Origin of the sequence: Blautia sp. XA-2221, assembly GCF_028767025.1 — a bacterium.
Taxonomy (GTDB): Bacteria; Bacillota; Clostridia; order Lachnospirales; family Lachnospiraceae; genus Blautia_A.
Genome location: NZ_JAJQXX010000015.1, coordinates 43,243 through 63,253 on the forward strand (window position 1 = coordinate 43,243; position 20,011 = coordinate 63,253).

Here is a 20,011-nt window from a genome sequence, read left to right on the forward strand (position 1 = left end):
TCTACCTGATCACTTTTATATCCTGTCCGTTAAAGGAGATCACATCTCCCTCGTACACTTTTCTGCCGCGCCGTTCATCCACTTCGCCATTAACTTTAACAAGTCCGTCCTGAATAACAAACTTTGCTTCAACACCGTCTTCCACAACTCCGGCAAGTTTCAAAGCCTGTCCCAGCTTGATAAATTCATCTCTGATTTTGATTTCCACAATAATCCTCCTTTATCTTGCCTGATTCTGGCTGATATTTACAGGCAGGATCAGATAGGTGTAAGTTTCATCATCATCTCTGATAAAACATGGCGCCTTGGGGTTCATAAGATACATATGAATAGTTTCATCATCAATAACTTTCAAAGCATCGATCAGGAATTTCGGGTTAAATCCGATAAGGATATCCTTTCCTTCTTTCTCGATATCGATCTCTTCATTCATGGAACCCATGGAAGAATCGATTTTAAGCTCCATTTTGTTATCTCTGATATCAATAACGATCGGTTTTTTATCACCTTCTCTTACAAGAAGTGTGGCGCGGTCAATACAGTTCAGAAATTCTTTCTTGTTTACAGACAGCCTGGTATCATAATCACTGGAGATCATCTGATCAATGCGGAAGTATTCTCCCTCGATCAGTCTGGATACCACCATGGTCTGATCAAACTCAAACAATATATGATTCTTTGTAAAATAAATACTTACCTGATCATCAACCTCGCCGGAAAGAATTTTACTGATCTCACTGAGTGTCTTTCCTGGAACGACAATCTTTTTGTCAGAATATTCTCTCTTAAGCGGCATGCGTCTAATGGATATACGATGGCCGTCCAAAGACACTATTTTCAGACAATTATCCTTTATCTCAAAAAGCTCACCTGTCATTAATCGGTTATTTTCGTTTACAGCAATAGAAAACAGAGTCTGACGGATCATTTCTTTCAAAGTAAACTGTGAAAGAGTAAGGGATTCATCCCGTTCAATAACCGGAAGATAGGCAAAGTCTTCTCCTGTTTTTCCCGGTATTGTAAATTTTGCTTTTTCACAGGTGATCGTGGCAACATATTTTTCGTCTGTATGGATGGTCACATCATTATCAGGAAGTCTTCTGATGATTTCATAGAAAATTTTTGCATCAAGAGCAACCATTCCTTTTTCAGCAATTGTTCCGTCAACAATCGTTTCAATTCCCAGTTCCATATCGTTTGTAGTAAATTTGATCTGGTTTGTTGATGCATCGATCAGGATACATTCCAGAATAGGCATTGTTGTTTTAGAAGGAACAGCTTTCAAAGAGATATTTACGCTTTTTAATAAACTTGTTTTGGAACAGATAATTTTCATGTTGTGTATAACTCCCTTCCTGTTTGAAAATGGCTTTTTTAAAAAATAAATAAGAAAAAATCCGTATTAGCCGCCTTAGGGGCTGTGAATATGTGAAAAAGTCCAAAAAAGCCTTAAAAATCAAGACTTTCAAACTGTATAACTTCGTGTAAAACCCGGGGGGTCCTATGTGGATAAAGTAATTATCCCTGTGGATTAATTTTTTTCCTGAGGGTGTCAATGGAATTTTTCAGGTTGTCATTTGTTTGAAGTTCCTTCTCAATTTTCTCAATTCCGTGCATAACTGTGGTGTGATCACGGTTTCCGAGATTTTTTCCAATGGTTTTCAGTGACGTATCTATAATATCCCTGCACAAATACATGGCAATCTGTCTTGGCATCACGATTTTTGAGCTTCTTTTGTTTCCGCAGAGGTCTGCTGTTGTCACATGATAGTGCTCCGCTACTACAGAAATAATGTATTCCGGGGTAATTACCTTCTGCTGATCCGGTGAAATGATATCTTTCAGCGCTTTTTCAGCAAGTTCCAGGGTAACTTCCTTTTTTTCAAGCTTGGAACTTGCCATTACTTTATTAAAGGCGCCTTCCAGTTCTCGGATATTGGATTTTATATTGGTGGCTATGTATTTTATAACCTCTTCGCTGATATTATAGCCGTCCAGTTCTTCTTTTTTATGAAGAATCGCCATTCGGGTTTCATAATCCGGCAGCGTAATATCTGCGATCAGACCCCACTCAAACCGGGAACGGAAACGTTCTTCCAGGATTTCCATATCTTTCGGCGGTTTATCAGAAGATATGATGATCTGTTTTTTGGCGCTGTGGAGACTGTTGAATGTATGGAAAAATTCCTCCTGTGTGGACTCTTTTCCTATAATAAACTGGATATCGTCAACAAGGAGAACGTCAATATTCCTGTATTTTTCACGGAATTTGGACATTGCTGAATTATTTCCGTTTCGGATCGTCTCGATCAGTTCATTGGTAAATTCTTCACTTGTTACATAAAGAACCTTACTGTTTTCGTTATTATCAATAATATAATGTGCAATGGAATGCATCAGGTGAGTTTTTCCCAGTCCGGCGCCTCCGTAAATAAAAAGAGGATTGTAAGTATCTCCCGGAGATTCCGCTACTGCAAGAGCTGCCGCCTGAGCAAATTTGTTGTTGCTTCCTACAATAAAGCTGTCAAATGTGTATTTTGGATTCAGATGAGCTTCTTCGCATCTCTGATCTCGAACAGATCTGGATTCAGACATATTATAGGAAGGATTTTCTTTTTTCGGGACATTTTCCGGAAGAATAAACTGAATTTCACAGCTTTCCATTCCTGTAACCTCGCAGATCGTAACCTGAAGAGGCAGTCTGTATTTTTTGTTGACAATATCTAAAAGAACACTCTGTTCAGAAGGAACGAGGATCGTGACAACGTTGTCCCTTACCTCGTATACTTTCAAAGGCTTCAGCCACGTATTGAAGGCAACGTTCGCAACATCATATTCAACTTTCACGATTTGAAGGATTTCATCCCATTTTTCTATTACTTTATCCATTTTCACTCTCCCGGATCCTTGGTTTAAGGTGTTTTTTTGTTTATATTAAGTCTGAAAGACATAAATACCCTTATATATATTATAATAAATAAAGGTTTTACGCAATCCTTATTTGAATAATTATAGTTATCCACATTTTTCCACATGTGGATAATGTGGGAGGTGTGGAAAATCCCCTTTAAGTTTACATAAGATTGTCAATAGTGGATAAATACCCATGGGGATTGTGTATAACATTGTCCACGTAAAAATCCTTGTAAAATAAAGGCTTTTTTAAACATAATGTGTAAAAATAAGTCGAAAAATGTGGATATTTATCAGGGTGTCCTCAAAGTTATCCACAAGTTATCCACAAAATGTGGATAACATTACGTAAACTGAAGATTTCCACATCTATATGTTGATTATAAACAGCCGGAAGTAAGAGGAACTTTCAAACCTGATAAGAAGCGGTTCTTTTATATAAAAATCTTATTTTTAGCTTGACGAACAGGGTCTTTATGAATATAATTGAAATGATGTTCTATGAAAATTTTTAAATTGGATAATAGATAAAGGAGGTGCTTTACCTATGAAAATGACATTTCAGCCAAAGAAGAGATCAAGAGCTAAAGTTCACGGATTCAGAGCTCGTATGAGCACAAAAGGCGGCCGTAAAGTATTAGCTGCAAGAAGATTAAAAGGAAGAAAGCAGTTATCAGCATAAGATCAGACATAAGACCGCAGTATTGTGGTCTTTTCTTCTATACAGGATTATTTCTGTAAGAATAAGAATTGAAGGAGGACCAGATGAAATATTCAGAGTCCTTAAAGAAAAACAAAGATTTTCAGCAGGTTTACAGACATGGAACATCAAAGGCAAATCGGTATCTGGTGATGTACGTACTGGAAAATCAGTACATGAAGAATCGTCTGGGAATATCAGTAAGTAAAAAAGTAGGAAACAGTGTGGTCCGCCACAGAATCACCAGATTGATAAGGGAAAGTTATCGTTTAAATGAACCGTTATTTTGTAACGGCCTGGATATTGTAGTTATTGCCAGGGCTTCTGCAAAGGGAAAGAGCTATCAGGAAATAGAGAGCGCCCTTCTGCATCTGGCCGGAAAGCATCATATAGCAGGTGAAAAGAAAAATGAAAAATGTTCTGATTAAACTGATACGGCTTTATCAAAAATATTTATCACCGATGAAGAGAACAAAATGTCCTTATATTCCCACATGTTCTCAATATGGTTTGGAGGCAATCCAAAAATATGGCGCGATCAAGGGTGGATTGCTTGCCCTCTGGAGAATTTTAAGGTGTAATCCTTTTTCTCACGGAGGATATGATCCTGTGCCATAATCAGGAGGAAATGAAAATTGGAATTGATGATTTTAGCTACAAAGAACTCGACTCCGATCATTGGTCAGATCTCAGTTGTCATGGGTTGGGTAATGAACGGTATTTACAAATTCCTTGACGGATTGTTCGGAATCCAGAATCTTGGTCTTTGTATCATTATTTTCAGTATTCTGATCTATCTTTTTATGACTCCTCTTCAGATCAAGCAGCAGAAATTCTCAAAACTGAGTTCAGTTATGCAGCCGGAGCTGATGAAGATCCAGAAAAAATATCAGAATAAAAGAGATCAGGTTTCCATGCAGAAAATGCAGGAAGAAACCTCAGCAGTTTACCAGAAATACGGAGTATCCCCTACCGGAAGCTGTGTTCAGCTTTTGATCCAGCTGCCGATCCTGTGGTCTCTGTGGCATGTAATCCAGAATATTCCTGCCTATGTCGGCAGTGTAAAAAGTGTTCTTGACGGAGTTGCTTCTCAGATTATTGGTATTGGCGGATATACAAATATCCTTCAAAATTTTATTAATGAGAATAAAATGACCCGTGTAAGACTGATCCTTGACGGTCAGACAGCAACTTCCAACTCAGTTATTGACTTTTTGTATGCACTTTCTCCTTCACAGTGGGAGAAACTGGCAGATATGAAACAGTTTGCAGGCTTTTCAGATGCAATTAACAGTACAGCAGCAGAAATTTCTCATATGCAGAGCTTTCTGGGGCTGAATATTGCAGATCAGCCATGGAACTATATTAAAGCTGCATTTGTAGGAGGTTCCATTCTTCTTGCTATTGTAGCAGTTCTGATCCCTGTATGTTCCTGGGGAACTCAGGTACTGAATCTGAAGCTGATGCCTCAGGCAGCGCCTCAGAATGACAACGGTGCAAACCCAATGGCAAGCTCCATGAAGACCATGAACATGGTAATGCCTCTTATGTCAGCATTTTTCTGTTTCACTTTCCCGGTAGGTCTTGGTATTTACTGGATTTCCAGTGCTGTTGTAAGAAGTGTTCAGCAGGTGCTTATTAACCGTCATCTGAACAAGATGGATATTGAAGTTCTGATCAATGAAAACATGAAAAAGATAGAGGAGAAGAGGGCAAAAGCCGGACTTCCGCCTCAGAAGATCACGAATCAGGCACATCAGAGCGTAAGAAATATCAATAAGATAGACAAAGGAAACAGCGGTTCTCCGGAAGCAGAGCGTGCGAAAAAGGTTGAGGAATCTTACAAAAAGGCAACGTCTGCAAAACCGGACAGTATTACAGCAAAAGCAAATCTGGTAAGAACCTTTGACGAAAGAAATAAGAAGAAATAGGAAGGAACGGAGGGGTTCATCATGAATGAGTATGTTCAGTTTTCTGCAAAAACGAAAAATGAAGCAATTACAAAAGCGTGTATTGAACTGGGCGTATCCAGTGATCAGTTGGACATTCAGGTGATTACTGAGGGAAGTACAGGTTTCTTTGGATTTGGAAGCAAGCCGGCTATCATTAAGGTACGTAAGCTTGAGGTTTCTTCCGAGGAAGCAGAAATTGAAAAAATTGTAGATTCAGTAAAAATTGAATCCTTTAAAGAAGAGAAAAAGGCACCGAAACAGAATTCCAGACCTTCTCACAGAGCAGAAAAGAAGGACGAGCCTGCAGCTGAGGTTCATGAAGCAGCAAAAGAAAGAGAGCCGAAGCCTGTAAATGAAAGAACTTTTAAAGAAAAGCCTGTAAGAGAGCCAAAAGAAAAAGTTCAGAGAGAAAAACCTGTAAAGCCGTCCAGAGAGATCGAGGTTCTTTCTGATCCGGAAGAAATCAAAGAAGTCGAAGAGAGAGCGCTTGTATTTCTCAGAGAGATATTTTCTTCCATGGAACTGGGAGAGGTTGAGCTTACCTCAAAATATAATACAAAGGACGGCTGTCTGGAAGTGAATTTTGAGGGCCAGGATATGGGAATCCTGATCGGAAAAAGAGGACAGACCCTTGATTCTCTTCAGTACCTGACAAGTCTTGTTGTAAATAAAGGGAAATCTGCATATATCCGTGTAAAACTGGATACAGAAGATTACCGCAGAAGAAGAAAAGAAACACTGGAAAATCTGGCAAGAGGAATTGCCTATAAGGTAAAGAAAACCAGAAAACCGGTTGTTCTAGAACCAATGAATCCTTATGAAAGAAGAATTATCCATTCTGCTCTTCAGGGAAATAAATTTGTAGAGACTGTCAGTGAAGGTGAAGAGCCTTACCGTCATGTAGTTGTAAAACTGAAAAGATATTAAGATGAGATACATCTGAACAAAAATGTTATTCTGGGTGAAAGCGTGAATAATACGGACTTGACGTAGGCTTTTTCCCGGAGTAACATTTTTTTATATAAAGGAGGATTGCAGATGGAGACAACGATTGCAGCGATTTCCACAGCAATGAGCGCTTCCGGCATCGGAATCGTCCGGATCAGCGGAGAAGATGCAATGAATGTAATTTCCAGGATCTACAGGTCAAAGAATGGAAAGAAAAATATAAAGGAAGTAAAAAGCCATACCATTCACTACGGATATATCTGTGATGGAGAGGAAACTGTAGATGAAGTTCTGGTAATGGTAATGCGCGGTCCAAAAACATACACAGGAGAAGACACCGTAGAAATCGACTGTCACGGCGGTGTGTTTGCCATGAAGAGAGTTCTGGAAACTGTGCTGAAAAACGGGGCTCAGGTGGCAGAACCCGGAGAATTTACAAAACGTGCTTTTTTGAACGGAAGACTGGATCTTTCTCAGGCAGAGGCGGTTATGGATGTGATCCAGGCAAAAAGTGAGATAGCCCTGAAAAGTTCTGTAGAGCAGCTGAAGGGATCGGTTCTCCGGGTGATCCGGGAGATCAGGGCAAAGCTGCTTCATCATATTGCATATATAGAAACTGCACTGGATGATCCGGAGCATTTTGATCTGGAAGGGTATCCGGATGAACTGATGGAAGTGGTAAAGGAAGAGGCGGAAGAGGTAAAAAAACTTCTGAGATCTGCTGATGACGGAAAAATGATCCAGGAGGGGATACGCACAGTTATCCTGGGAAAACCAAATGCAGGAAAATCTTCCCTTTTGAATTTTCTTGTAGGAGAGGACCGGGCGATCGTAACAGAAATCGCAGGAACCACAAGAGATACTCTGGAGGAATATATTTCTCTTCACGGAATCAGTTTAAGAATTATTGATACAGCTGGGATCAGAGAGACAGAAGATATCGTGGAAAAAATTGGTGTGGAAAAGGCCAGACAAATGGCTGAAAAGGCGGATCTGATCCTGTATGTGGTGGATTCTTCTCAGCCTCTTGATAAAAATGACGAAGAGATCATGGAACTGCTTCACGGAAGAAAAAGCATTATTATTTATAATAAAACAGACCTTACTCCGGTGGTATCCCCGGAAGTTCTGGAAGAAAAAACAGGAAAACAGGTGATACCTGTGTCTGTGGTGGAAGAAACAGGAATCGAAAATCTGGAAGCGGCTATTAAAGAAATGTTTTTCCGCGGAGAAATTTCCTTTAATGATGAAGTTTATATTACAAACGCACGTCATAAGACTGCCCTGGAAGAGGCGGAAAAAAGCCTTAACATGGTAATGGAAAGTATTGAGGCAGGAATGCCGGAGGATTTCTTTTCTATTGATCTTATGGGAGCTTACGAAAGCCTTGGAAAGATCATGGGCGAATCCCTTGGAGAAGATCTGGTAAATGAGATATTCAGCAAGTTCTGTGTAGGAAAATAGATGGAGGACAGAGGAATGTGCGCAAAGAGGTTGGAAAAAAATTGTGACATTGTTGTTGTGGGGGCAGGACATGCAGGCTGTGAAGCAGCTCTTGCAGCAGCAAGGCTTGGATTTGAGACAGTAATGTTTACAGTAAGTGTGGACAGCATTGCCCTTATGCCCTGTAACCCCAACATAGGAGGAAGCTCCAAGGGACATCTGGTACGGGAGGTGGATGCTCTTGGCGGCGAAATGGGAAAAAATATTGATAAGACCTTTATTCAGTCAAAAATGCTGAATAAATCAAAGGGACCTGCAGTTCATTCACTGAGAGCTCAGGCAGACAAACAGGCTTACAGCAATGAAATGCGTAAAACACTGGAAAATCAGGAGCATCTGACTATAAGACAGGGGGAAGTAACCCGCCTTCTTACAGAGGAGAACAGGATTACAGGTGTGGAACTTTATTCAGGCGCTGTTTATCACTGCCGTGCTGTGATTCTCTGTACAGGAACTTATCTGAAATCCCGGTGCATTTACGGAGATGTCAGCGATTATACAGGACCTAACGGACTGCAGGCGGCAAATTATCTGACGGATTCTCTGAAAGAGCTTGGGGTGGAAATGTTCCGGTTTAAGACAGGAACACCGGCGCGTATTGCAGGAAATACCATTGATTATTCCAAAATGGAAGAACAGTTCGGAGATGAAAGAGTGGTACCGTTTTCTTTTTCCACAGATCCGGAAACTGTACAGATTCCGCAGAAATCCTGCTGGCTGACTTATACGAATGAAAAGACTCATGAGATTATCCGGAATAACCTGGATCGCTCGCCTCTTTATTCAGGTATGATCGAGGGAACAGGGCCAAGATACTGCCCGTCTATTGAGGACAAGGTAGTACGCTTTGCTGATAAAAACCGCCATCAGGTATTTATTGAGCCGGAAGGACTTTATACAAATGAAATGTACGTGGGAGGAATGTCCAGTTCTCTTCCGGAAGATGTTCAGGATGCCATGTATCATTCTGTACCCGGACTGGAACATGCAAAGATCGTAAAAAATGCCTATGCCATTGAATATGACTGCATCAATCCCCGGCAGCTTTATCCTACACTGGAATTTAAGAATATAAAAGGCCTGTTCAGCGCCGGCCAGTTTAACGGAAGTTCCGGATATGAGGAAGCGGCAGCTCAGGGTCTGGTTGCAGGTATCAATGCAGCGCTGAAGCTGCAAGGAAAAGAAATGCTGGTTCTGGACCGCTCAGAGGCTTACATAGGCGTTCTCATTGATGATCTTGTAACAAAAGAAAATCATGAACCGTACCGGATGATGACAAGCCGCGCAGAGTACAGACTGCTTCTCAGACAGGACAATGCAGATCTCAGACTTCGCAGAAAGGGTTATGAAGCCGGACTGATCGATGAGGAAACCTGGCAGAAAACCCTGGAAAAAGAAAAAGCCATAGAAACAGAAATAAAAAGAACCGAACATGTGACGATTGGAGGAACTTCTGAGGTTCAGAAGCTTCTTGAGGAAAAAGGAAGCACTCTTCTGAAGTCAGGAACAACCCTTGCAGAGCTGATCCGAAGACCGGAGCTTACTTATGACGATCTGGCTGCTGTTGATAAAGACAGACCAGAGCTTCCATGGGATGTAAAGCAGCAGGTAGAGATCAATCTGAAATATGACGGTTACATTAAACGCCAGATGAAGCAGGTGGAACAGTTTAAAAAGCTGGAGGCAAAAAAGATCCCGGAGGATCTTGATTATGAAAAGGTAGGAAGCCTTCGCATTGAAGCAAGACAGAAGCTGGAAGCCTACAGACCGGTTTCTATCGGACAGGCGTCCAGGATTTCCGGTGTTTCACCGGCAGACGTATCTGTACTGCTTGTATATCTGGAACAGTACAGAAAAGGCAGATAAGAAAGCAGATAAGGAGAAAATTATGGCATACGATTTAAGTGTACTGGATCAGGGCTGTCAGGAAATGGGAATTGTCCTGAATGGAGAACAGAAACAGCAGTTTGTGGATTTTTATGAGTATCTTGTAGAAAAGAACAAGGTCATGAACCTGACAGGGATCACAGAATTTCAGGAGGTGCTTGTAAAACATTTTCTGGACAGTCTTGCCTGCGTAAAAGCAGTTGACATAAAAAAAGTAAAAAGCATTATGGACGTAGGAACAGGGGCTGGATTTCCGGGAGTGCCTCTGAAGATCGCATTTCCTCATCTGGAAGCCTGCCTTCTGGATTCCCTCAAAAAAAGAGTGAACTTTCTGGAGGAAACTTTTGATATCTTAAAGCTGACAGACATTACGGCTGTTCATGGAAGAGCAGAAGAATATGCGAAAAACAAAGCCTACAGAGAAAGCTTTGATCTTTGCGTATCAAGAGCAGTTTCCAATCTGGCTACACTTTCTGAATATTGCCTGCCTTATGTAAAGGTTGGCGGAAGCTTTATTTCCTATAAATCAGGAACTGTTCAGGAAGAAGCAGAGCAGGCAGAAAAAGCAGTAAAAATTCTCGGAGGAAAAATTAAGGATGTGGTTTATTTCAGCCTTCCGGATTCAGAGATCCAGAGATCTCTGGTGGTAATTGAAAAAATAAAATCCACACCGGGAAAATATCCCCGAAAGGCAGGAACGCCTCTGAAAGAACCACTTGTATAATTGGTTTCACAAAATCATCACACAATTCCCCTACTTTTATCACAACTTTTTCATAGAATATTCATAAGGCGGACAAACACAGAGTCCGCCTTCAATACAGTCAGGGAAAAAGGAGGAGAATTCAGTGATTGAAGTCAGCAATCTGGTTAAACGGTATGGCGACCATACGGCAGTTGACCACCTTTCTTTTCAGATAGAGAAAGGCAAAATTTATGGATTTCTTGGTCCCAACGGCGCAGGAAAATCTACAACAATGAATATGATCACCGGCTATATTGCGTCTACGGAGGGTACAGTAACCATAGACGGACATGATATTCTGGATGAGCCGGAAAAGGCAAAAAAATGCATCGGTTATCTTCCCGAGCAGCCACCGCTTTATTTCGATATGACCGTTCTGGAATATATGAAATTTGTAGCGGATCTTAAAAAAATCCCAAAAGACAAGAAAAAAGCCATGATCGAAGAGGTCATGGATATGGTAAAAATTACAGATATGAAAAACCGTCTGATCAAGAACCTTTCCAAAGGTTATCGTCAGAGGGTAGGGCTTGCCCAGGCAATCCTCGGATATCCGGAGGTTATCATACTGGATGAGCCAACGGTAGGACTTGACCCGAAACAGATCATAGAGATCAGAGATCTGATCAAAAGTCTGAAAAAAAAGCACACGGTTATTTTAAGCTCTCATATTCTCTCTGAGGTCAGCGCAGTCTGCGATTATGTACTGATCATTTCTCACGGAAAGCTTGTGGCAAGCGATACTCCGGATAATCTTGGAAAGCTGGCAGCAGGATCCAATAACCTGAATCTTCTGGTAAAAGGAGAAAAGAGCCGTATCCGTCAGCTTCTGGAAGAAATTTCCGGAGTAAAAGAAATCTCCATCGAGAAGAAATCAGAACAGGAAGGCTGGAATGTGACTGTTTCCACAGAAGAAAATACAGATATCCGTGAAGAAGTATTCTTTAAGATGGCGGAAAATCAATATCCGATCCTGGAAATGCAGTCGCAGAAGATTTCTCTGGAAGAGATTTTCCTTGAGCTTACAGAGGATAATAAAAAAGATTCTTCTGACACAAATGACCGCATACAGACAGCGGAAGAAGCAGAAGCTGTACTCGGAGATTCAGAAAACATGACAGAGGAGGCGGATAAACATGACAGCAGTTTATAAAAGAGAGCTGAGAAGCTATCTTACCTCAATGATTGGATATCTGTTTATCTTTTTTATACTTTTACTGACAGGAATTTATTTTTCTGCCTATCAGCTGGATGCTGCATATCCCAGATTTGAGTACACACTAAGCGCTCTGACCTTTGTATTTCTGATCAGTGTGCCGATCCTTACTATGAGAACTCTGGCAGAGGAACGGAAACAGAAAACAGACCAGCTTCTTCTTACAGCTCCTGTTTCTGTAGGAAAGATCGTTATGGGCAAATATCTTGCTCTGGTAACAATCTTTGCAATTCCCATGGCGATCATTTGCCTGTATCCTCTGGTAATGTCAAAGTTTGGAACTATATCTTTTGGAACTGCATATACGGGAATCCTTGGATTCTTTCTCCTGGGATGCGCGAACCTCGCCATAGGCGTATTTATTTCTTCTCTTACAGAAAGCCAGGTTATTGCGGCAGTGCTGACCTTTGTATTTCTGTTTGCATTTTTTATGATGAACGGTATTTCTTCCTTTTTCTCGGAAGGAGCGCTGGCTACCTGCATTACCTTTGGACTTCTCATACTGGCGGTGTCGATCATTATTTATACAATGATCAAAAACTTCCTGATCTCTGCAGTGGTCTGTGTGATCGGAGAGGCTGCTCTTGCAGTGGTTTATGTGGTGAACAGCAGCTTTTTTGCAGGTGGAATCCAGAAAGCTCTTCAGATATTTAACATAAGCGGACATTTTGATAATTTTGCAAATGGTATTTTTGATGTGAATGGAATCGTATATTTCCTTTCAGTCATTGCAGTATGTATGTTTCTTACTGTTCAGTCCATTGTAAAGAGACGCTGGAATTAAGGAGGTGGGAAGAGTGGATTTAAAAGAAAAACTGAAAAAAAAGCAGCCGGAAAAGAAAAATAAAGAAACCTCAGAAAAAAAATCTTTTAAAGAAAAAATAAAATCCAGTTTTAACGGAAAATATATCAAAAACGGTTCCTACAGTATGCTGATCAGTGTGATTTTTATTGTGATCGTACTTGTGATCAATATGATCGTGAATGCTCTGCCTACAAAGTATTCCGAGATAGACGTCAGCGATCAGAAGCTTTTTAGTATTGGAAAACAGACAGAAGATTTCCTTAAAAAACTGAATAAGGATGTAACTATTTATCAGATCGCTCAGAGCGGAGCCGAGGATGAAACCGTAAGCAAGCTTCTGAAAAAATATGAGGAAGCATCTGAGCATATTAAAGTAAAAAAGAAGGATCCTGTTGTAAATCCCAAGTTTACCTCAGAGTATACAGATGCAGAGGTTTCTCCAAACAGCCTGATCGTTGAATGTGGAGAAAGAAGCAAAGTTGTGGATTACGGTGAGATTTACGAAACTTCTGTGGATTATAATACTTACAGCTATAAAACCACAGGATTTGACGGAGAAGGTCAGATCACCAGCGCCATTTCCTATGTAACCTCAGAAAACCTTCCGATTCTTTATACACTGGACGGGCATGGGGAAAGGGATCTGGATGCCGTTATCCGGGAGGATATTGAAAAGGCAAATATTGAGATCCGGTCCCTGAACCTTCTTACAGAAGAACGTGTGCCGGAAGATACGGCCTGCCTGATGATCAATTCACCGGCAACAGATATTTCTGAGGATGAAAAAAATGCGATTCTTGAATATCTGGAAAACGGCGGAAAAGCAATGATCTTTTCTGATTACACAGAAAAGCCTATGGAAAATTTTGATGCTGTTCTGGAAAACTACGGAGTAGAGCGTACTGACGGAATTGTAATTGAAGGAGATGCGCAGCACTATGCAATGCAGATGCCGTATTATGTTGTTCCTGAAGTAAAAAGTGCAGAGCCTGTGGCAAATTTTGCATCAGAAAAATATTTTGTCCTTGCGCCATATGCACAGGGTATCCGTAAATTGGACAGTGTAAGAGATACTGTGACAATTGACAGTATTCTGACAACCTCTGACAGCGCTTATTCAAAGGTGGATCTGACCAGTGAAACTCTGGAAAAATCAGAAGAAGATATTGCAGGGCCTTTTGATCTGGGAGTAAGTATTACAGAAACTCTTGAAGATGACAGGCAGACACAGATTATTTATTATTCCACAGCAAACCTTATGGACAGCCAGATCAACAGAGCAGTGGCAGGAGGAAATGAACAGCTTATCATGGAATCTCTGAACTGGATGTGCAGTTCGGATGAAGCAGAGGCGGTTTCTATTCCATCCAAGAGCCTGCAGGTAACTGCTCTCACACCTACTGCTTATGATGTAAGCTTCTGGAAAATCTGTACCATGGGTCTGATCCCGGGAGCCTTCCTTGTGATCGGATTCTGTGTATGGCTGAAAAGGAGAAAAGCATAATGAAGAGTAAGACAGTAAAACTGATTTCCGGGGTTGCTGTACTGGCTGTTCTCTCAGGAACCTACATAGGAGTTACATCCTATGTGGATTCCCAGGAAGAAAAAGAAGCTGAGGCAGCAGATACCAGCGTCAGTGTTGTAGAAATGGATCCGGAAAAAGTTACTTCTGTTTCATTTACCGGAACAGAAGGCGCAGAAGAGGTTTTTGAGAAAGACGGAGATCACTGGGCAAAAAAAGACGAGCCGGATTTTCCGGTAAGCCAGGATACTCTTGACGGTGCGGTAAATGCTCTCACAGCGTTGTCAGCAGACCGGGAAATTGAAAATCCTGAGGATCTCGGCGAATATGATCTGGACAAACCTCAGCATCAGATCACTCTTACTGAAGAGGATGGAAACAGAACGGTTCTTCAGGTAGGAATGAAAAATGAAGCTTCCGGTCAGTATTACATGAAAAAATCAGAGGATGACAAAATCGTTTATCTTGTTTCCGCAGTATCTCTGGATCCGTTTACGGGAACTGCCTATGAGTTTGCTGAGGCAGAAAAATTCCCCACAGTAACTTCGGCAACCATTAAAGATGTAAAAGTGGAAAAAGAAAACGGATATCAGCTTTCTCAGGATGCTGACAGTCTGTACTGGTATGTTTCTGACGGAAAAACATCCGAGCAGGCAGATACCTCAAAGACCGGGGCTGTCACTTCTGCTATAGGTTCTCTTACTTATGGAGATTTTGTAGATTATAATTGCACAGATCCGGCCAAATATGGCTTTGATGACCCATATGCAATAATTACCGCAACTTACCTTGCAGAAGAGGATACAGAGGCAGATACGGGCACTACAGAGGCATCTGAGGATGGAGAGAAAGCAGAACCAGAGGAAAACATATCCGGCGATGCAGATGACTCCGGGGAAGCAGAAGAAAAGGCTCAGGTGGAAAAGAAACTTGTGCTTTATGTAGGAGATGAGAAAGACGGAAACCGTTATGTAAAAGTTAACGACAGCAAACAGGTGTATACGATTCCGGAGACATCTCTGACAGAAATCACAGAAAAGAAAGTTTCTGATTTTTACAGCCTGACTGTAAATTACCTGACCGTCAATAATCTGGACAGCCTTGAGGTTCAGTCTGAGGACGGAACACATACCGTTCAGGTTACAAGAGAAGAGGAAAAAGCTTCCTACGCTCTTGACGGAAAAGAAATCGAGGAAACCGTATTTACTACCTTTTATAATAAACTGATCAACATGGCGGGTCAGGAACGCCTTGTTGAGGAATATAAGCCGGATAAACCTGCCGCCTTTACTTTTGATTTCACTGACACAGAAGGACAGAAAGCAACGGTAAGCTATTATGAGTACGATTCCAGCTTTTATGCAGCAGTGACAGGAGATAAGGTTTATCTTGTAAACAAAATGGATGTGCGTGATCTCGCAGATGCATATCAGGAAATGTTAAATGCAGATTCTTCAGAAAAGAGCAAAGAAGCTGAAAAAAATACAGAAGAATAAAGCAACCAAGCCGGTTGAGAGGAGCTGTACGGACAGCTGAAAGAGCATGGCGGCAGTCTGACAGCAGCAAATATTAAAAAAATTAAGTTGTCTGGCAACAGACAGAACAGAAGAAAGGCAGAAATATCCTGATCTGTAAAATCATCGGCTATGGTTACAGAATGTGGAATGTCCCCGGAAAATAATTTCCGGGGACATTTGCTGTATAAACAGCTGTACAGGAAAACAGCTGCAGGATCATATCCGGTTCAGTTGTTAATACGTTACAGGAAAACTCCGATCTGTTCCAGGAATTTTTCCGGGTCTTCCACATGTGGAAGATGCTTCGTATGGGAAATCGTAACAGATTCCACAGAAGGATTAATGCTTCGATAGCTGTCTACAACAGCGGCTCCATTATTTTCGGCTTCGCCTTCAATAATAAAAATACTGTTGTCAATGGACTTCAATGCAGGCAGGATATTAATGTTCATAAAGCGGGAAGCTTTGCTGGCATAGGCTGCCTTCGCCTGACATCCGCCTCTGTGAGCAGCTTCATAATAAGCATCAAGAAGATTCTGATCCAGATGGAAGGGATCAAAAACCATATTTTCAATAAAAAAGTCTGAAGTATTTACTCTGGAAACAATGATGTGATAAACAAGAGTTCCAAAGACAGGGATTTCCAGGAAATATTTCAGCAGACGGTCTTTTCTGGACGGCATCTGTGTCAGATTGCCCGGGGCAGGCGGATTCACAAGGATAAGCCTGTTGAAAAGACTTTTTTCATTGCGGCAGGCCATAACAGCAAAGGAACCGGAAAAACCGCTGGTGATCACATCTGTTTTTTCTCCGATCACATTTCTGATAAAGTCACAGATTATCTGTACATAAACAAAATTAGTATAGGTCATGCCCGGTTTTTCAGAGCGTCCGCAGCCAAGAAGGTCAATGGTGTATACCGTATGCTCCATGGCAAGCTCTTCTTCAATTCTGTTCCATTCATAGCCGCAGGCTCCTGGGAGCATATCATGGATAAGGAGAACAGGACTTCCGCTTCCTTTTTTTGTATAAAAAATTTCTCCAAAACGCCATTTGTAATAGTTTCTTCTGTTGGAATCAAGCATTTCCTTCAGAGATGCAGATGCGGCAATGATCTTGTTTGCAATGTGGATGATGGCTGTTGCGGAGGAGAACAGCACTAAAAAAGTGGCTAGACGGTTCTTGTTTTTCTTCATATGAAACCTCCTTTTCACGTAATCTGACTGCAATTATTATACGTCAAAACCATGTATTTTACAATGCTATAAAAGAGAAAGAAGCTTTTCTACATCCTCTCTGGCAGTTGCCCAGCTTGTGGCAAATCGAATGACAGTATGTGTGTCGTCAGCCTTTTCCCAGAAACTGTATACAACATGATTTTTCAGTTCCTCCAGCCTGCTGTTTTCCATAATCAGGAAAAGCTGATTAGTAGGAGAATTATTATAAAACGTATATCCCTTTTTTTGAAGCCCATCTCTCAGAAGAGCAGCTGTTTCAATGGCATTTCTGCCTGTTTCCTTATAAAGATCATCTGTAAATAGAGCGTCAAACTGTACGCTGCAGAGCCTTCCTTTGGCAAGAAGCGCTCCGTGCTGTTTGATCTGAGTGAAGAAATGTGCAGGAGCATTATTTTTTGTAAAAACAACAGCCTCTCCGCACAGCGTGCCGGTTTTCGTACCTCCAATATAAAAAACATCGCACAGATCTGCAATATCAGGAAGTGACAGTTCATTTTCCGGACAGGCAAGACCTGTAATAAGACGGGCACCATCCATATAAAGAGGCAGCTTAAAATGGCGGCATACCTGAGAAAGTTCTTTCAGTTCATCTTTTGTATAAAGCGTTCCATATTCTGTAGGATGAGAAATATATACCATACCCGGAAATACCATATGTTCATGGCTGTCATCTTCCAGAAAAGTATCCATATAAGCTTTCAGATCCTGAGCGCAGAGCTTTCCGTTATGCTGAGGCAGTGTAAGGACCTTGTGCCCCGTAAATTCAATAGCGCCGGCCTCGTGGACACTTACATGACCTGTTTCGGCAGCAATAACGCCCTCATAGTTTTTTAGCATGGAGTCAATAACAGTCTGGTTTGTCTGAGTTCCTCCAACCAGAAAATAAATTTCCGCTTCCGGGCAGTTACAGAGATCACGGATTTTATCTTTTGCGAGATCTGTGTAGCGGTCAGAACCATAGCCGGATAAATGCTCCATATTTGTGTCCATCAGCCTCTGAAGGATTTTTGGATGAGCGCCTTCGGAGTAGTCGTTTGCAAAGTATAACATATAGATAAGCCTCACTTTCCATTGTGTGTTAAAATCAGACTGCCACAGGCAGTCTGAAATAAAATTTTCGATTTGTTACGAAACAGTTTATCACGAATTGAAAAGTGGCACAATACGGGCGACTGCTAAAAATATGATTCAGAGGTATGGTGTTCTCAATGAGGACATTTTGGATATTGAGTGGAACTGATTAAAGAATTACGGATACAATGACCGCATTTTGTACAGCATTTTTTGCTGCGTTTTTCCATGGTACAGCTGTGTCCGGCTTTCTTTTTGTGAAGATAATAAATTCCATTCTGATAGGTATGTTTACAGGAAACATATAAATTTGAGGTGGGAAAATCAAAAATAATTTTTCCACTGTCAGTGACAAAATATTCATCAGAAATATCGAAATAAGTTTTTTCCGGGGCAGGTTCAAAGGGTTCGTAAACTTGACCGTCGGGAACAAAAACAAATTCTGTTGTGTCAGAGTCATCCGGTTCTGAATCTGAGCAGATGTTAATATATGGCATCTGATATGCCATTACAGGAGTTACGGAAATAAAGATACTGGCAAGAATAAAAATAAAAGCAGGGAAACAGAAACCGGTGGAAGTTTTTTTGATCATTTTCAGGCGCTCCTTAGTAAAATAATAATTGAGATACTGAACAGGTGAAAAATGCGCACAGTAAGGCAATGAAGATGTAACATTTAACAGAAGATAAGCGTATTCCTTTTTTTCAGTATTTGTTGCATGCTTCAGAATTTTCTGATCGCATAACAGTTCCAGAGTATTAGATAAACTTAAATAAAAAAGAAAACTCAATGGGCAGTACCAGTGCAGGGCAAAGATTATAAATCCCCATGTTTTTATGAAATTATGAAGATAATGAATATGTTCTGCTTCATGTTTGATCATAATATCCAGTCCCTGCATTTGGTGTTCAGGGATAAAGATCACAGGGTGAAAGAAGCCCATAACAAATGGGGAGTGATCTACAGAAAAGGTTCTTACACGTATTTTCTTTTTCAGATCCAGCATATTTTTTTCATCAGGCGGAAGTGCCTGGGATATCTGAAACCAGAATTGCCTGTATCTGTAAAAGTGCAGGATACTTTTTATAAGGGTATAAAAAAGAATAATTCCCCATATAGCTATAAAAGTTAAAAAGAAACGAGAGTATCTGGGGAGATGAAAAACACCGTTTTTGGTAAGGGTTATAATTTTATTTTGCGGAATATGTACAGTCTTATGAGAAAAAGTAATTATGTAATCCGCAGTAAAAGGGTATAGCAGGTCTTTTCTGGCAGGAGTATAGTGTCTCCAGAGTATGGGAACAGGGACTGTGTAAAAAACACCTGACACAGCCAGAGTAAACATTCTCATTCCGGGAGAATATTTACTCTGAAAAAGCTTACATAAAAGGATGTAAGAAATATACATCATAGAACCCATTAAGCACATAAAAAATAATAAATTATTCATCAAAAAAGTCCTTTAATTGCTGAATCTGTGAATTTTTCAGTTTTCCATTTCCTGTTAAAGCAGACAGAAAAGAGTTAAGAGATCCGCCAAAATGGTCATTTAAAAGCCTTTCTGTCCATTGCTGCTCGTATCCGGTTTCGTCAGAAACAGGGGAATATAAAAGTTTATGTCCTTCCTTGCGGGTTTTCAGCGCGCCTTTTTTTACCAGTCGTGTAAGATAGGTTTTTGCAGTTCCAATCGTAGGCTGAAATCCGTGATCTTGCAGATATTCGGTAATTTCGCCTAAAGTCATTTCTGAGGAAATTCCCCATAAAATTTTCATAATAAATAATTCCTGATTAGAAAGATCATATTTAGCCGGCATAATAACAATTCCTTATAAAAAATTTAATATAAAATAGAAAAAACAGTGCATCTTTACTCTATTCTGGTGATTTCAGGAGACTATTAAAATAGGTAAAGATACAGAGAAGAATCTATAATTAATTTCATAATAGCAAATAAAAATTTTTTAATCAAGTATTGAAAATAAATTTTTTTATG

At 40.6% G+C, this 20,011-nt stretch carries 19 protein-coding genes and 1 pseudogene; 12 read left to right on the forward strand and 8 right to left on the reverse strand.

Going from position 1 to position 20,011, the window contains the following annotated elements; translation table 11 throughout:
• Window position 1: 1 nt before the first annotated feature.
• From LU279_RS11725 to dnaA, 3 genes are all read right to left on the reverse strand, one after another.
• Entirely contained in the window at window positions 2–211 is a 210-nt protein-coding gene (locus tag LU279_RS11725; RefSeq protein WP_138270989.1) for an RNA-binding S4 domain-containing protein, read from the reverse strand.
• 9 nt (window positions 212–220) lie between these two features.
• Window positions 221–1,336 carry a DNA polymerase III subunit beta gene (gene dnaN / locus LU279_RS11730; RefSeq protein ID WP_274422690.1) on the reverse strand — a complete coding sequence of 372 codons (1,116 nt, stop codon included), beginning with the start codon at window positions 1,334–1,336 and terminating at the stop codon, window positions 221–223.
• A 182-nt stretch (window positions 1,337–1,518) separates the two neighbouring features.
• Window positions 1,519–2,889 (reverse strand): chromosomal replication initiator protein DnaA, encoded by a 1,371-nt coding sequence (dnaA, locus tag LU279_RS11735; RefSeq protein WP_274422691.1) that lies wholly within the window; start codon window positions 2,887–2,889, stop codon window positions 1,519–1,521.
• Between the two features lie 571 nt (window positions 2,890–3,460).
• Here dnaA and rpmH point away from each other — a divergent pair.
• From rpmH to LU279_RS11795, 12 genes are all read left to right on the forward strand, one after another.
• On the forward strand, window positions 3,461–3,595 hold the full coding sequence (rpmH, locus tag LU279_RS11740) for a 50S ribosomal protein L34 (RefSeq protein ID WP_005423866.1): 135 nt from the start codon (window positions 3,461–3,463) through the stop codon (window positions 3,593–3,595).
• Window positions 3,596–3,678: 83 nt separating this feature from the next.
• On the forward strand, window positions 3,679–4,041 hold the full coding sequence (gene rnpA / locus LU279_RS11745; protein ID WP_274422693.1) for a ribonuclease P protein component: 363 nt from the start codon (window positions 3,679–3,681) through the stop codon (window positions 4,039–4,041).
• Window positions 4,022–4,231, forward strand: a complete 210-nt coding sequence (gene yidD / locus LU279_RS11750; RefSeq protein ID WP_274422694.1) for a membrane protein insertion efficiency factor YidD — start codon at window positions 4,022–4,024, stop codon at window positions 4,229–4,231. Before rnpA ends, yidD begins: the two co-directional genes overlap by 20 nt.
• 26 nt (window positions 4,232–4,257) lie before the next feature.
• Window positions 4,258–5,544 carry a YidC/Oxa1 family membrane protein insertase gene (locus LU279_RS11755; protein ID WP_274422719.1) on the forward strand — a complete coding sequence of 429 codons (1,287 nt, stop codon included), beginning with the start codon at window positions 4,258–4,260 and terminating at the stop codon, window positions 5,542–5,544.
• A gap of 21 nt (window positions 5,545–5,565) precedes the next feature.
• Entirely contained in the window at window positions 5,566–6,492 is a 927-nt protein-coding gene (jag, locus tag LU279_RS11760; RefSeq protein ID WP_274422695.1) for an RNA-binding cell elongation regulator Jag/EloR, read from the forward strand.
• Window positions 6,493–6,603: 111 nt separating this feature from the next.
• A complete protein-coding gene (gene mnmE, locus LU279_RS11765; RefSeq protein WP_274422696.1) occupies window positions 6,604–7,977 on the forward strand; it encodes a tRNA uridine-5-carboxymethylaminomethyl(34) synthesis GTPase MnmE in 1,374 nt (457 codons plus the stop codon).
• 15 nt (window positions 7,978–7,992) lie between these two features.
• On the forward strand, window positions 7,993–9,882 hold the full coding sequence (gene mnmG, locus LU279_RS11770) for a tRNA uridine-5-carboxymethylaminomethyl(34) synthesis enzyme MnmG (protein ID WP_274422697.1): 1,890 nt from the start codon (window positions 7,993–7,995) through the stop codon (window positions 9,880–9,882).
• Window positions 9,883–9,904: 22 nt separating this feature from the next.
• Complete coding sequence (rsmG, locus tag LU279_RS11775; RefSeq protein ID WP_274422698.1) at window positions 9,905–10,627, forward strand: 16S rRNA (guanine(527)-N(7))-methyltransferase RsmG; 723 nt, start codon at window positions 9,905–9,907, stop codon at window positions 10,625–10,627.
• Window positions 10,628–10,751: 124 nt separating this feature from the next.
• Window positions 10,752–11,801, forward strand: a complete 1,050-nt coding sequence (locus LU279_RS11780; protein WP_274422699.1) for an ABC transporter ATP-binding protein — start codon at window positions 10,752–10,754, stop codon at window positions 11,799–11,801.
• The gene (locus tag LU279_RS11785; RefSeq protein ID WP_274422700.1) at window positions 11,785–12,648 is read left to right on the forward strand and encodes an ABC transporter permease; all 864 of its coding nucleotides are present in this window, start codon (window positions 11,785–11,787) and stop codon (window positions 12,646–12,648) included. Before LU279_RS11780 ends, LU279_RS11785 begins: the two co-directional genes overlap by 17 nt.
• A 13-nt stretch (window positions 12,649–12,661) precedes the next feature.
• Window positions 12,662–14,173 carry a GldG family protein gene (locus tag LU279_RS11790; RefSeq protein ID WP_274422701.1) on the forward strand — a complete coding sequence of 504 codons (1,512 nt, stop codon included), beginning with the start codon at window positions 12,662–12,664 and terminating at the stop codon, window positions 14,171–14,173.
• Complete coding sequence (locus tag LU279_RS11795) at window positions 14,173–15,687, forward strand: DUF4340 domain-containing protein (protein WP_274422702.1); 1,515 nt, start codon at window positions 14,173–14,175, stop codon at window positions 15,685–15,687. Before LU279_RS11790 ends, LU279_RS11795 begins: the two co-directional genes overlap by 1 nt.
• 263 nt (window positions 15,688–15,950) lie before the next feature.
• Here LU279_RS11795 and LU279_RS11800 read toward each other — a convergent pair whose 3' ends face one another.
• From LU279_RS11800 to LU279_RS11815, 5 genes and pseudogenes are all read right to left on the reverse strand, one after another.
• Window positions 15,951–16,904, reverse strand: a complete 954-nt coding sequence (locus LU279_RS11800; RefSeq protein WP_274422703.1) for an alpha/beta fold hydrolase — start codon at window positions 16,902–16,904, stop codon at window positions 15,951–15,953.
• Between the two features lie 66 nt (window positions 16,905–16,970).
• Entirely contained in the window at window positions 16,971–17,996 is a 1,026-nt protein-coding gene (locus LU279_RS11805) for a threonine aldolase family protein (protein ID WP_274422704.1), read from the reverse strand.
• Window positions 17,997–18,151: 155 nt separating this feature from the next.
• Window positions 18,152–18,610, reverse strand: coding sequence for a hypothetical protein (locus LU279_RS11810; RefSeq protein WP_274422705.1), 459 nt, complete (start codon window positions 18,608–18,610; stop codon window positions 18,152–18,154).
• A 6-nt stretch (window positions 18,611–18,616) separates the two neighbouring features.
• Window positions 18,617–19,468, reverse strand: a pseudogene (locus LU279_RS13640) (M56 family metallopeptidase); the annotation flags it as partial.
• Window positions 19,461–19,832 (reverse strand): BlaI/MecI/CopY family transcriptional regulator, encoded by a 372-nt coding sequence (locus LU279_RS11815; protein ID WP_274422706.1) that lies wholly within the window; start codon window positions 19,830–19,832, stop codon window positions 19,461–19,463. The gene LU279_RS11815 and the pseudogene LU279_RS13640, both read right to left, overlap by 8 nt.
• Between the last annotated feature and the right edge of the window lie 179 nt (window positions 19,833–20,011).

What these genes read in the sequence shown, in the direction of transcription:
- dnaN (WP_274422690.1), bottom strand. Translation starts at nt 1,336, where the DNA reads ATGAAAATTATCTGTTCCAAAACAAGTTTATTAAAAAGCGTAAATATC.
- dnaA (WP_274422691.1), bottom strand. Translation starts at nt 2,889, where the DNA reads ATGGATAAAGTAATAGAAAAATGGGATGAAATCCTTCAAATCGTGAAA.
- rpmH (WP_005423866.1), top strand. Translation starts at nt 3,461, where the DNA reads ATGAAAATGACATTTCAGCCAAAGAAGAGATCAAGAGCTAAAGTTCAC.
- rnpA (WP_274422693.1), top strand. Translation starts at nt 3,679, where the DNA reads ATGAAATATTCAGAGTCCTTAAAGAAAAACAAAGATTTTCAGCAGGTT.
- yidD (WP_274422694.1), top strand. Translation starts at nt 4,022, where the DNA reads ATGAAAAATGTTCTGATTAAACTGATACGGCTTTATCAAAAATATTTA.
- LU279_RS11755 (WP_274422719.1), top strand. Translation starts at nt 4,258, where the DNA reads ATGATTTTAGCTACAAAGAACTCGACTCCGATCATTGGTCAGATCTCA.
- jag (WP_274422695.1), top strand. Translation starts at nt 5,566, where the DNA reads ATGAATGAGTATGTTCAGTTTTCTGCAAAAACGAAAAATGAAGCAATT.
- mnmE (WP_274422696.1), top strand. Translation starts at nt 6,604, where the DNA reads ATGGAGACAACGATTGCAGCGATTTCCACAGCAATGAGCGCTTCCGGC.
- mnmG (WP_274422697.1), top strand. Translation starts at nt 7,993, where the DNA reads ATGTGCGCAAAGAGGTTGGAAAAAAATTGTGACATTGTTGTTGTGGGG.
- rsmG (WP_274422698.1), top strand. Translation starts at nt 9,905, where the DNA reads ATGGCATACGATTTAAGTGTACTGGATCAGGGCTGTCAGGAAATGGGA.
- LU279_RS11785 (WP_274422700.1), top strand. Translation starts at nt 11,785, where the DNA reads ATGACAGCAGTTTATAAAAGAGAGCTGAGAAGCTATCTTACCTCAATG.
- LU279_RS11795 (WP_274422702.1), top strand. Translation starts at nt 14,173, where the DNA reads ATGAAGAGTAAGACAGTAAAACTGATTTCCGGGGTTGCTGTACTGGCT.
- LU279_RS11800 (WP_274422703.1), bottom strand. Translation starts at nt 16,904, where the DNA reads ATGAAGAAAAACAAGAACCGTCTAGCCACTTTTTTAGTGCTGTTCTCC.
- LU279_RS11805 (WP_274422704.1), bottom strand. Translation starts at nt 17,996, where the DNA reads ATGTTATACTTTGCAAACGACTACTCCGAAGGCGCTCATCCAAAAATC.
- LU279_RS11810 (WP_274422705.1), bottom strand. Translation starts at nt 18,610, where the DNA reads ATGATCAAAAAAACTTCCACCGGTTTCTGTTTCCCTGCTTTTATTTTT.
- LU279_RS11815 (WP_274422706.1), bottom strand. Translation starts at nt 19,832, where the DNA reads ATGCCGGCTAAATATGATCTTTCTAATCAGGAATTATTTATTATGAAA.